The following is a 12,374-nucleotide window of genomic DNA, read 5'->3' as shown; positions in this document are numbered from 1 at the left end:
ATACTTAAGCCATTATTGACAATGTATAATGGCTTACTTACAGCTCTAAAAGCATCCCATCAAACGACATTTCAATCCCAGCCGCCGTCAGCTCTGCACGTTCTGCGGAGTTTTCATCTAAAATTGGATTAGTATTATTAATATGGATAAGAATCTTGCGGGTATCGGGGAAATTCGCGAGCCATTCAATCATGCCACCCTCACCCGATTGTGATAAATGTCCCATTTCACGTGCAAGCTTATAGCCAACTTGACGCCGCGACATTTCGTCATCCGTCCAGCAGGTACCATCGACTAATACACAATCAGCATTTTCAAAATAAGGGCGCAAATGCGCTTCAATTTCACCTAAACCGGGAGCATAGAATAATTTACCACCACTTTGTGTATCCTCAAACCAAAAGCCAAGATTATCATCCTCGCTAGGATGATTGCGGTGTGGTGAATAGGGTGGAGCTTTACTGTGAAGTGGCACAGGTGTGATACGTAGATTTTCGAGCTTAGGAATACTTAAGGCCGAACCATCCAACGGTAAAACATGTCGATTCACCCCACAATAATACGAGAGCATATTCAATACCGGAAAGCCAGTCGTTAAATCTTCGTAAACACTATTAGTACAATACAACTCCAAGGGCTGCTTGCTTTCACGCAGAATTAATAGACCCGTGGTATGGTCAATTTGGCTATCCGCAAGTAATACCGCACTAATGCCTGTATCACGCAAAGCACGTGCCGGTTGTAGGTATTGATGCAGGGTATTGACTTGGGTACGAATATCGGGAGACGCGTTCACTAAGAGCCAGTGAATTTTATCGGTGGAAATCGCAATCGATGATTGCGTGCGTGCATGGGCTAGGACTGTGCCATTACGCACCCCTGCACACATTGGACAATTACAGTTCCACTGCGGAAATCCACCGCCCGCAGCAGAACCCAGCACTAGGGCGTACAATCGCTTAGCGATTCATTACATACAGATTGATTTCAAATCCATAACGCATATTTTTAAAAGATGGTTTTGTCCAAGATTTTTTCATGATGCTCTCCTCTAAACAGAATAAATGTTTTGCAAATGACTAGCCGCTAAGGAAGCTTAGGCTTAGCGATTCAGAATATACAGGTTGATTTCAAACCCATAACGCATATCTTTGAAAGATGGCTTAGTCCATGACTTTTTCATCAGAATCTCCTCGTCGGTTGTTTGGATGCTCTACTATAAACAAGCTAGGTTGGTGAAAGGTTGGGAAATTTTAAGTTGAGCAGTTGCTTAATCAAAGGTAATAAGAGCCGCCTAACTGCATCTTTCCACTTAAAAAATATGCCGACAAGATGTATCAATTCCTGTAGGCGTTTATGCACTTAAAATTCTAAAACACCTGAGCCAATGTTAAGCTGCATCTAGCACAGGAGGAACCAAGATGAGTTCAGTACAAACTTACCAACCCTTAGCTGGTATTCGCGTCGTAGAAATTAGTCACATGATTATGGGGCCTTCGGCTGGATTTTTCTTAGCTACCTTAGGTGCTGAAGTCATCAAAATCGAGCCGCCCGATGGTGACAAAACCCGCTTACTGACGGGCATGGGGCGTGGCTTTTTCCCTAGTTTCAATCGCGGTAAAAAATCGGTGGCTTTAGACACTAAAACCCCTGAGGGTTTAGCGGCTTTACATGAAATTATGAGTACCGCTGACGTTTTCCTCGAAAACTTCCGTGATGGTTCGATGGACAAGATCGGCTTATCACCAGAACAACTACAAGCTAAATATCCGGCGCTGATTATTGCCTCCTGCAAAGGTTTCCTGAAGGGACCTTATGAGAATCGCACAGCAATGGATGAAGTAGTGCAAATGATGACGGGTATGGCTTATATGACTGGGCCTAAAGGTCGTCCACTGCGCATTGGCTCATCAACTGTGGACATTACTGGCGGTTTGTTCACTGCTTTTGCCGTGTTAGCCGCCCTATTCAAACGCCAACAAGATGGGCAAGGTCATCAAATCCGTACCGGTTTATTTGAAAGCTGCTTATTGCTAGTCATGCAGCACATGGTGCAATTTGATTTAGAGGGCACTGAATCCCCTCCTATGCCCAACCGTGAATTTTCATGGCCGATTTATGACATTTTCACCACTCAAGATGGACGCTCGATTTTCATTGGTGCGATCACAGGCGGCCATTGGGAAATCGTTTGTCGGCTGTTAGGCTTAGAACAGTTACTGACTGATCCGCGCTTGCAAACACGCATGGAGCAAATCAATAACCGCGAATGGACGATTCCCCTTGTAGAAGCCGCCGTTGCTACCTTTAATTATGCAGACCTCACGCCGATTTTAGAGCAGCAAGGTATTCCGTTTGGCCCTGTGTCCCGTCCTGTGGAAATGTATGCTGATCCGCATGTAAATCGCCCGAATGGTTTAATCACTTCAGTCGATGGTGAAACCGGTCAAGCCTATCGTGCACCAGGTTTGCCATTTGAAGTGGATGGTAAACCGCTGTTACCTATCAATCCTGACCTACCAGCGATTGGTGAGCACACCGCTGAAGTATTAGCTTCCTTGAAACAGAAAATTTAAATAAAAGCTATCGCTCGTTTTAAACTAGGGCTTTTTAAGCGTTGGAGTCTTCTTGATGAGTGCTGAGCAAGGTTTACAAACACGTACTGAAGTGATGGGTGCTGCTTTTATAGAGCGTGCTTTAAACAATACCAATGAATTCAATGCGCCTTTACAAGACTGGATTAACACTCATGCTTGGGGTTCGGTCTGGCAACGTCAAGGTTTACCACGCCAAACCCGCTCTTTAGTGACTATTGCCATGCTCACTGCCCTGAAATGCACTACTGAATTAAAAGGTCATGTGCGCGGTGCTTTGACTAATGGCTGTAGCGTCGAGGAAATTCGCGAAGTACTGCTGCACTCAGCGGTTTATTGCGGTGTTCCTGCGACCCAAGAGGCGTTTCGGGCAGCGCAGGAAGTGATTAGTGAGTGGCAGGCTAATCAAGCCAAGTAACTGAATTTTTATGCTCTAGCCAAGTCACACCAACTTGGCTAGCTGGCTATTTGACCTGCCATTCTTTATGTCTTAGTACCGCTTCGACACGATTACGCACTTGCAATTTTTGCAAGATATTCGTCATATAGTGCTTCACCGTTTTTTCAGCAATAAAGAGTTTTTGCCCGATTTCTTTATTGCTATGCCCTTCTGCGACTAGAGTCAAAATCTGCTCTTCACGCTTGGTTAGCTCGGTATGTGGTACTGGGCTACTAGGTTCTTGCCGATTACTCGCTAATAACCGCGCTGCTAAACTGGGTGGCACATAGGATAGGCCAAGTTGTATATCTCTAAGCACTTGAATTAAGTCCGAACCGCTAATGCCCTTGAGAATATAACCGCGTGCGCCATTATCTAAAGCTTCTAAAATATCATCACCTTGATCGGAAGCTGTCAGCACCACTAACTTAATCACTGGATAGTTAGCACTAATCTGTTTTAGCGCCTCTAAACCTTGACCGGGCATATCCAAATCGAGTAATAAAATATCTGGCAATAGCTCCCCCGCTAGCTTAAGGGCATCCTGTGCACTTGCCCCCTCACCGACAACAGTCATCCCCACGGCTTGATTCACGGTATAAACAACACCGTCCCGAAACATTGGGTGATCATCGACAATCGCAATTTGGATGACTGTTTCCATCCCTAGCCTCTAATACTTTGTGAGTTGAAAGCAGGCCATTAGCAGCGTGCCTTGTTCTACAGAACTATGAATGGTAAAAGTACCGCCAATACTTTCAATCCGCTCGCGCAAACCGGCTAAACCCAACTGCGAATGGTCAACTTGAGCTAGATCAAAACCCGGGCCAGAGTCTTGCACACTAACTAATAAGCTGCCTTGAGAGCTGCATTTTACCCTTACCAAACGACAACTATTTGGCGCATGTCGATACGCATTATTTAAGCCTTCTTGGACTAAACGATAGAGACTGGTTTTAATCGGCTTATCTAGCTGCTTAGGTAAATAGTCGTCAAAAATATATTCGATTTTAGTGGGAGAAATTTGTTGATGGGTATTAATAGCTTTCATTAAAGCTTCACGCAGACTGAGCTTGTCCAGTTCAGGTAAAATTAAGCCATGACATAAATAGCGAATATCACGCAAAGCATCATTTAAAGCACGGTGGATAGTTTTAAGATTTTGCTGCTCGTTATTAGTAGCTTTAGCAGGTTTGACCCCATCTAGACGTAATAGCGCCACACTGAGCAATTGCGCCGGGCCATCATGTAAATCTGAGCCAATGCGCCTTAAAAACCGCTCATTAATGCCAAACACAATGCCCATTCCGACCCCGAAGAGCAGACCCAGCAGCACCATCAGCAAACCGGGTTTAATCGTATCTAATCCGTTATTCATATCAATTGTCCTTAGTAGAGTAATCATCTTTAGTTATTGTCTAAAAACTAGAGGAACTGCCACAACGGACTATAGGCGGATTTTGTATAGGACTTTAGTCTGAATCTTAGGGCAAAACGATGTTGTGCTAAGCTAATGCGCCGCCGTGCTTTCCACTCCTAAACGCAGCATATCAATCATCTGCTCAGCAATTTGCTCAGGACTGAGTTTACCTTCGTGATACCAAACATAGACCCAGTTCATCGCCCCCAAAAGCTGCAAACGTAATAAAGTACGATTTACTGCAGGCTTTAGCGGTAACTGAACGATCAGCGCTTTTATGACATCTTCATAAGCATCGCGATCGGCACGAATCATATCCAATAAGCGGGGATGTCCAGTCAGTGCAAGGCTATGCCCAGTTAATCGATCAATCGCAGAACCACCCACCATGCTATTAATATGCACCGTGAAAGCACGCTTTAAACGCTCCCAAGGATCACTCACTTCATTCGTAGCGATTCGCATTTGTAGCATAACTGAGCGGAAACCCTCTTGGTGCACTGCCATATAGAGTTCTTCTTTGGAAGAGAAATAATGATAAACCGACCCCGGCAATAAACCGGCTTGGCTAGCAATATCTCGAATAGTCGTGCGATCAAAACCTTGGGTCGAAAACAGTTCAGCCGCTGCATTCAGAATAATCCGCTGTCGATCTAAAGGCTCCAACTCAGCTTCAGGTAGATTAGCCAGCTCATCATCCGCCTGCTCACCTTGAGCTAAGCGGGTGCTCAATAAGCCACGTTCTAAATAACGGCGTTGATTTAAAGTCAGGTTTTCTAAACAGCCATCATTTTCTGCAGCCAAAGCTTGTAAGCGTTTCACGGCCGTTTCTAAGCCATATTTTTGCCAAATATAACGCACGCCCGAAGCCGAAATTTGTAAGCCCGCCCGTTGCAGACGGGTTGCCACCGCTGCTTGGCCTAATTCAGGCCACTCACGGGCTAAACGTAAAATTTCAGCCTCAACGGCATTGACTTGCTCAATGGCTAACACAGGCTGGTTTTCTGCCTGATTCATGATGTTTTATCCTCAGTTTAGACAACTAAAGCTTTTTACTTCAGCGCAAACGTCCTAACAGCATACCTAAGCGCAGCTTTGCACCACAAGTCTGTGGTTCTCTCGTTAGTAGCAACACCCTAGGGAATAACTAAATTAGTACAAACTAATTAATAAAACAACTGTTTGACAAGTTAGTTTTTAACTGTTAGTTTGCGAATCATTCAATACTGCGCTACGCAATCCATACGACAGGAGGAGGTCTAGGTGGATTTACAGATAGCATTAATTCTCGGGCAAGATGGCATCACCAACGGTGCAATTTATGCGCTACTCGCGCTTGCCCTCGTACTCGTGTTCGCTGTGACACGAGTTATCTTTATCCCTCAAGGTGAATTTGTCGCTTATGGCGCTTTGACCATGGCTACCCTGCAAACAGGTACTGCTCCCGCTACGATTTGGTTACTCGTTGTCTTAGGTATTACGGTTTCCTTATTAGATGGGATTCAAGCAATACGCATGAAGCGTAATGACAAACTCATCAAAACTTTATTATGGAATTTGGCCTACCCGCTGATGCTGCTCGCTATTCTGTTCTTATTGCCCTTGGCGAAACTACCCATGCTCGTGCAAATGGTTCTAACCTTAGCAGTGATCGTACCGATGGGGCCAATGCTGTATCGCTTGGTATATCAGCCTTTAGCGGATGCCTCAGTCTTGATTCTGTTGATTCTGTCAGTCGCTTTACATTTATCGATGGTGGGTTTAGGTCTACTCTTCTTTGGAGCAGAAGGCCAACGCACTCCTGCGTTTAGTGATGCTAGTTTGGACTTAGGTGCTTTAACCGTTTCCGGGCAAACTTTAGTGGTGGTTTTCACTTCGTTAGCTTGTATTGCTGCTTTGTATTTCTTCTTTGAGCGCACTCTTTACGGTAAAGCCTTACGTGCCACTGCCATCAATCGAGTCGGTGCACGCTTGATGGGGATTCGCCCAGCCTTAGCGGGCAAGATCACCTTTTTAGTCGCCACGCTCATTGGCGCTTTCTCCGGCGTATTGATAGCCCCCATCACCACCATCTACTACGACACTGGCTTTCTAATTGGCCTGAAAGGTTTCGTTGCAGCGATTATTGGTGGTCTGGCCAGCTATCCACTTGCAGCTCTAGGTGCTTTACTGGTCGGTTTGCTGGAAGCGTTCTCTTCCTTCTGGGCCAGTGAATATAAAGAAGTGATTGTGTTTACCCTGATTATTCCAGTCTTGCTCTGGCGTTCACTGAAAAGCACGCATGTGGAGGATGAAGAATGAAACTTGCACTTTCTCCACGGATGCTAGTTGGTATTTTCCTCGTGTTAGCGGTGGCAGCACCCTTAGTACTACCTGCTTTCCATATCACTTTAATGAACTATATTGGCCTCTATGCCTTAGTGGCTTTGGGCTTAGTGCTGTTGACAGGGGTCGGTGGTTTAACTAGTTTCGGCCAAGCGGCTTTTGTAGGCTTGGGTGCTTATGCCACGGCAGTTTTAACGACCCAATTTAATGCTTCACCGTGGTTAGGTCTGATTGCAGGCATTGTAATTACGCTGGGCGTAGCCTTTATTTTGGGTGCTCTCACTCTGCGGCTTTCTGGTCACTATTTGCCCCTTGGCACAATTGCTTGGGGGATTAGCCTCTACTTTCTATTTGGCACGATGGAAACTTTAGGCGGACATACTGGCTTATCGGGCATCCCACCGATTTCGATTTTTGGTTGGGCTTTAGATGAAGGTCAGGAAATTTTCTATCTCATCCTGTTCTTCTTGCTACTTGCCATGTTGGCTACCAGCAACCTTCTGGACTCCCGTGAAGGCCGCGCCATTCGCGCCCTGAAAGGTGGACGAGTCATGGCGGAGGCAATGGGCGTGAATACCATACGCTCACGCATGACGATCTTTTTAATCGCTGCCCTGTTCGCCTGTGTTTCAGGCTGGCTGTATGCGCATATGCAGCGCTTAGTGAATCCCACACCCTTTGGTTTACATAGCGGGATTGAATATTTATTCATGGCCGTTGTAGGCGGTGCAGCCAGTGTTTGGGGAGCATTACTGGGGGCTGGTGTCATCACCATCCTCAAGCAATGGCTACAAGATTGGTTGCCACAGCTCTTAGGCCAATCCGGCAATTTTGAGACCATTATCTTCGGCATCATGATGATTCTGATGCTGCAATATGCGCGCGATGGAATCTGGTCGTTTTTAACTAAATTAGTTCCTGTTAAAAAACAGCCAAAAGTGATTGATGCTAATGCTGAAGCTCTAGCACGCCGTGAACTACCCAACAAGGGTGAAGTGATTCTGGATGCTAAAGACGTGACCCGTAAATTCGGGGGGCTAGTTGCGAATAATAAAATGAATCTAAGCGTGCATGCGGGTGAAATTCTGGCACTGATTGGCCCGAATGGCGCAGGTAAAAGCACGATGTTTAATCAGATTTCGGGGGTAGATACCCCCACCTCAGGGGAGATTCGTTTCCTTGGGCAGAATGTGACGGGCATGAATTCACGGGCAATTGCAGGCATGGGCATGAGCCGCACCTTCCAGCATGTGAAATTACTCCCCACCATGACGGTGCTAGAGAATGTCGCGATTGGTGCACATAGGCGCGGTTCTAAAGGTGTGTTTGCCGCTGCTGCACATACTGAACGCCACGAAGAAGCTAGTTTACTCGCTGAAGCAGCCTACCAATTAAACCGAGTCGGTTTAGGTGACTATTTGCATGTGGAAGCTGGCAGCCTCGCTTTAGGCCAGCAACGTATTTTAGAAATTGCTCGTGCGCTCTGTTCTGATCCTTGCTTATTACTGCTCGACGAACCAGCGGCTGGTTTACGTTATCGCGAGAAGCAAGCACTGGGTGAGTTAATGCAAAAGCTTAAAGCGGAAGGCATGGCGATTCTACTGGTTGAGCACGATATGGATTTTGTCATGGGCTTAGTGGATCGGGTCGTGGTGATGGAGTTCGGCGAGAAAATCGCAGAAGGTTTACCCGAAGAGGTGCAAAAAGATCCGGCTGTCTTGGAAGCTTACTTAGGGGGAGTGGAATAATGAGCGAGCCAGTCTTAGCTATTCGCAATCTCTCCGCCTCTTACGGCAAAGTCGAAGCTTTAAGCGGCATTAATCTGAGCGTTGGTGAAGGTCAAATTGTCACCGTGATTGGCCCAAACGGCGCAGGCAAAACCACTCTACTTTCCGCTGCGATTGGCTTATTAGCCTCTAAAGGCGAGGTTCAATTTGATGGGGTGCTTGAAGCCGAGCCTGAAGTAGAGCATCTAGTTGGACGTGGCTTAATTCTAGTACCTGAAAAACGCGAACTCTTCAGTGAAATGTCGGTGGAAGACAACCTAATTTTAGGTGCTTTCCAGCGCCATCGGGCAGGGCATCGGGATGAGCAAACGACCATGACGGAGGTGTATGACTTATTCCCACGTCTTAAAGAACGCCGTAACCAACAAGCAGGCACACTGTCGGGTGGTGAGCGCCAAATGCTCGCGGTTGGCCGCGCTTTAATGGCAAAACCACGCTTATTAATGCTCGACGAACCCAGCCTCGGGTTAGCACCACTGATTGTGCGGGAGATTTTCCGCATTATCGCCGAATTACGCCGTCGCGGTGTGTCCATTTTATTAGTTGAACAGAATGCACGCGCTGCTTTGCAAGTAGCTGATTATGCCTATGTATTGGAAAACGGGCGTACCGCAATGGAAGACCCTGCGAGTCAATTACGCGATGATCCACGCGTGATCGAAACCTATTTAGGTCTAGGTGGCAAACACCAAGATCTGTTATCGACCTAGCTTTTTCATTTGGAGGAGAAACCATGAAATTAACCCAATTAGCTTTAATCTGCTCAGCCGCTTTCGCTTTATCGACGCCCCTAGCCTTTGCGGATATTAATGTTGGGGTGAGCTTATCGACCACCGGCCCTGGTGCTGCTTTAGGGATTCCTGAAAAGAATGCTTTAGCCATTATGCCGACCGAAATTGCCGGTGAAAAAATCAATTACATTGTCTTAGATGATGCCACTGACCCCACTGCTGCCAGTAAAAATGCACGCAAATTAACCTCAGAAGATAAAGTGGACATCCTGATTGGTTCATCAGTGACCCCCACTTCATTAGCCGTCACAGAAGTAGCGATTGAAACCAAAACCCCACAAATTTCTTTAGCTCCGACCAATTTACCCGCAGAAAAGAATGCTTGGGTATTCCGCACGCCACAGCATAACGATGTCATGGCAAGCGCTCTGGCTGAACACATGAAAGCTAAGGGTGTGAAAACTTTGGGCTTCATTGGCTTCTCTGATGCCTATGGTGAAGACTGGCTAACCGCTCTGAAAAGGCCTTTAGAAGGGGCAGGCATTAAACTTGACCCGATTGAGCGTTACAACCGCACCGATACTTCGGTCACTGGGCAAATTCTGAAGCTCACCAGTGCCAACCCAGATGCAGTTTTAGTAGTAGGTTCAGGCAGCCCCGCAGCTTTACCCCAATTGGGTTTAGTGGAGCGCGGCTATAAAGGCCAAATCTATCAAACGCATGCTGCGGCTAGCCCCGCCTTCATGAAAGTGGCACAAAAAGCGGCTGAGAACGTGATTATGCCGATTGGCCCAGTCGTGGTCGTCGATCAAATTCCAGAGGATCATCCTTCCAAAAAAGCGGGTCAGGAATTAACTAAGCAATACAACGAAAAATATGGTGAGAAGAGCTTCACCTCATTTGCAGGCCACGCCAATGATGCCTTCCGCTTATTAGAAGCTGCTGTACCGACTGCACTGAAAGCCGGTAAACCGGGCACTGCTGAATTCCGCCAAGGTTTGCGGGACGCGCTTGAGGCCACCAAAGATGTCGTCGGTGTGCACGGTGTTTATACCATGACGCCTGAAAATCATTTCGGTTTGGATAATCGTGGACGGGTACTGATTCAAGTACAAGGCGGCGAATTTAAGTTAATTCAGCCCTAACTATCTGCTTTAAACCGCAAGAAACAGACGCAAAGGAGGAGTTGCGATGACCGTTCAAACTCAAGCGACTGGGCAGATTTATGCAACGCCCAGTGTACAACAGGAAGTGCGGGAAGATGGTACGCAATGGCTGCGTTCCGGAATTCCCTTTGATGAAAACTATGCCCGTTGTGTGGGTGATTGGCTGGAGCATTGGGCCAAGGCAACTCCCGAGCAACTGTTTCTTGCCCAGCGTGACGCTAGTGGCGAATGGGTCAAGCTGAATTATGGCGAAGTGCGTGAGCGGGTTATAGCGCTCGCCACTTGGCTCTTAAAGCAAAATTTGTCGGCAGAACGCCCCGTGGTGATTCTGTCCGATAACTCGATTGAGCATGCTTTATTAATGCTCGCCTCCATGCATATTGGTGTGCCTTCTTGTGCGATTTCACAGGGTTATTCTCTGCTCTCCCAAGATCATGCCAAGCTGAAAGAAAATATTAAATTGATGAATCCGGGGGTGATTTACGCCGACCCGATTGATCATTTTGTACCTGCTCTAAATCATATTACTGAACTCCATAATGGGGTGATTTTGGCGGGTGGCAATAGTGCCGTGTTACCTAAAAGCGTAGTATCGTTTGCTGATGCACTAGTGGAAACCGATCCAGCAGCAGTGATGACTGCTTTTCAGCAAGTCACACCCGATACGATTGCTAAATTCCTGTTTACTTCTGGCTCAACGGGTGTACCCAAAGCGGTGATTAATACCCAACGCATGCTCTGCTCGAATCAGCAAGCCAAGGCGCAAGCTTGGCCTTTCCTGAAAGATGAAAAACCTGTGTTAGTGGATTGGTTGCCGTGGAGTCATACCTTTGGTAGCAATCATAACTTCAATATGGTGCTGTCTTGGGGGGGTACGCTGTATTTAGATGAGGGTAAACCGGTTCCCGGCTTATTGGCGAAAACGGTCAAGAATCTACGTGAAATTTCCCCAACCGTTTACTTCAGTGTGCCACGCGCTTATGACATGCTGATTCCGCTGCTGCGTGAAGATCAGGTGTTACGGGAAAACTTCTTCCGTAACTTACGCTATATCTTTTATGCGGGTGCTGCCCTACCCCAACACTTATGGACTGCAATGCAGGCACTAGCCGCGAGCGTTCCGGGTTGCCAAACAATGTTGGTATCTTCGTGGGGTTCGACTGAAACAGCACCGATGGCGACTGATTGTCATTTCCAAGCCGAGCGCTCTGGAGTTGTGGGTGTACCCGTACCGGGAACGACTCTGAAATTAGTGCCGAATGCGGGCAAACTCGAAGTACGCGTCCAAGGCCCCAATGTTTTCCCCGGTTATTGGAAAAACCCTGAAGCGACTGCAAAAGCCTTCGACGAAGAGGGCTTCTATATGATTGGCGATGCAATGAAGTTTGTTGACCCCCATCGACCAGAACTCGGTTTACTGTTTGATGGCCGTGTGAGTGAAGACTTTAAACTTCTCACAGGAACTTGGGTGCATGTCGGAGCTATTCGTGTGGCCGGCATTGATGCACTCAAACCGGTCGCTCAAGACATTGTAGTCACAGGCCATGATCGCAGCAAAGTGGGGTTTTTAGTGTTCCCCAATCTGCCAGAATGCCGCCGCCTTTGTCCTGACCTACCTGCCGAAGCGACAGTGGAGGAAGTATTAGTGCATCCAGCCGTGCGTGCTTGTGTCGAACAAGGTTTACGCTCGATGCGGGCGAATGGCAGCGGCTCCTCCATGTTTGCCTCTACTGCACTGCTGATGGCTGAGCCACCCTCCGTAGAGGCTGGAGAAATTACCGATAAAGGCTATATCAATCAGCGTTTGGTTTTAAGCCGCCGTGCCGATCTGGTAAAGACTCTGTATGCAGAACAGCCCGATCAAAACCTCATTCAATTAACACTAGAAGGCTGAAGCCCCAAAGGATACGCC

At 47.1% G+C, this 12,374-nt stretch carries 13 protein-coding genes; 7 read left to right on the top strand and 6 right to left on the bottom strand.

Annotated features, from left to right (window positions below; translation table 11 throughout):
* Positions 1–37 precede the first annotated feature (37 nt).
* The 3 genes from pqqB to pqqA (Q0307_RS19020) form a co-directional block, all read right to left on the bottom strand.
* Positions 38–943, bottom strand: coding sequence for a pyrroloquinoline quinone biosynthesis protein PqqB (gene pqqB / locus Q0307_RS03335; protein ID WP_366936742.1), 906 nt, complete (start codon positions 941–943; stop codon positions 38–40).
* Positions 944–959: 16 nt separating this feature from the next.
* Positions 960–1,040 carry a pyrroloquinoline quinone precursor peptide PqqA gene (gene pqqA, locus Q0307_RS19025; protein WP_366936745.1) on the bottom strand — a complete coding sequence of 27 codons (81 nt, stop codon included), beginning with the start codon at positions 1,038–1,040 and terminating at the stop codon, positions 960–962.
* Between the two features lie 62 nt (positions 1,041–1,102).
* A complete protein-coding gene (gene pqqA, locus Q0307_RS19020; RefSeq protein ID WP_366936744.1) occupies positions 1,103–1,183 on the bottom strand; it encodes a pyrroloquinoline quinone precursor peptide PqqA in 81 nt (26 codons plus the stop codon).
* A 238-nt stretch (positions 1,184–1,421) separates the two neighbouring features.
* On the opposite strand from pqqA (Q0307_RS19020), the gene Q0307_RS03330 reads away from it, so the two are divergent.
* Positions 1,422–2,576 (top strand): CoA transferase, encoded by a 1,155-nt coding sequence (locus Q0307_RS03330; protein ID WP_298656535.1) that lies wholly within the window; start codon positions 1,422–1,424, stop codon positions 2,574–2,576.
* 55 nt (positions 2,577–2,631) lie between these two features.
* Positions 2,632–3,012: a carboxymuconolactone decarboxylase family protein gene (locus Q0307_RS03325; protein WP_298656531.1), complete on the top strand. Its 381-nt coding sequence runs from the start codon at positions 2,632–2,634 to the stop codon at positions 3,010–3,012.
* 46 nt (positions 3,013–3,058) lie between these two features.
* Here the strand turns inward: Q0307_RS03325 and Q0307_RS03320 are convergent, their stop codons facing one another.
* From Q0307_RS03320 to Q0307_RS03310, 3 genes are all read right to left on the bottom strand, one after another.
* Positions 3,059–3,697 (bottom strand): response regulator transcription factor, encoded by a 639-nt coding sequence (locus Q0307_RS03320; RefSeq protein WP_298656527.1) that lies wholly within the window; start codon positions 3,695–3,697, stop codon positions 3,059–3,061.
* A 9-nt stretch (positions 3,698–3,706) separates the two neighbouring features.
* Positions 3,707–4,411 (bottom strand): sensor histidine kinase, encoded by a 705-nt coding sequence (locus tag Q0307_RS03315; RefSeq protein ID WP_298656510.1) that lies wholly within the window; start codon positions 4,409–4,411, stop codon positions 3,707–3,709.
* A 132-nt stretch (positions 4,412–4,543) separates the two neighbouring features.
* On the bottom strand, positions 4,544–5,470 hold the full coding sequence (locus Q0307_RS03310) for a TetR/AcrR family transcriptional regulator (protein ID WP_298656507.1): 927 nt from the start codon (positions 5,468–5,470) through the stop codon (positions 4,544–4,546).
* Positions 5,471–5,716: 246 nt separating this feature from the next.
* Here Q0307_RS03310 and Q0307_RS03305 point away from each other — a divergent pair, with 246 nt between their 5' ends.
* Genes Q0307_RS03305 through Q0307_RS03285 form a run of 5 tightly spaced genes read left to right on the top strand, consistent with a single transcriptional unit; the run spans position 5,717 to position 12,356 of the window.
* Positions 5,717–6,754: a branched-chain amino acid ABC transporter permease gene (locus tag Q0307_RS03305; protein ID WP_298656504.1), complete on the top strand. Its 1,038-nt coding sequence runs from the start codon at positions 5,717–5,719 to the stop codon at positions 6,752–6,754.
* Complete coding sequence (locus Q0307_RS03300; RefSeq protein WP_298656478.1) at positions 6,751–8,526, top strand: branched-chain amino acid ABC transporter ATP-binding protein/permease; 1,776 nt, start codon at positions 6,751–6,753, stop codon at positions 8,524–8,526. Before Q0307_RS03305 ends, Q0307_RS03300 begins: the two co-directional genes overlap by 4 nt.
* Positions 8,526–9,275 carry an ABC transporter ATP-binding protein gene (locus Q0307_RS03295; RefSeq protein WP_298656475.1) on the top strand — a complete coding sequence of 250 codons (750 nt, stop codon included), beginning with the start codon at positions 8,526–8,528 and terminating at the stop codon, positions 9,273–9,275. The genes Q0307_RS03300 and Q0307_RS03295 overlap by 1 nt, the downstream gene beginning before the upstream one ends.
* A 23-nt stretch (positions 9,276–9,298) precedes the next feature.
* Entirely contained in the window at positions 9,299–10,441 is a 1,143-nt protein-coding gene (locus tag Q0307_RS03290) for an ABC transporter substrate-binding protein (RefSeq protein ID WP_298656472.1), read from the top strand.
* 46 nt (positions 10,442–10,487) lie between these two features.
* Complete coding sequence (locus tag Q0307_RS03285) at positions 10,488–12,356, top strand: feruloyl-CoA synthase (RefSeq protein ID WP_298656469.1); 1,869 nt, start codon at positions 10,488–10,490, stop codon at positions 12,354–12,356.
* Positions 12,357–12,374: the final 18 nt, after the last annotated feature.

Origin of the sequence: uncultured Thiothrix sp. (assembly GCF_937873765.1) — a bacterium.
In the GTDB taxonomy this organism is placed as follows: Bacteria; Pseudomonadota; Gammaproteobacteria; order Thiotrichales; family Thiotrichaceae; genus Thiolinea.
The sequence above is the reverse complement of the archived record's forward strand: the minus strand, read 5'-3'. Positions and strand labels throughout refer to the sequence as shown.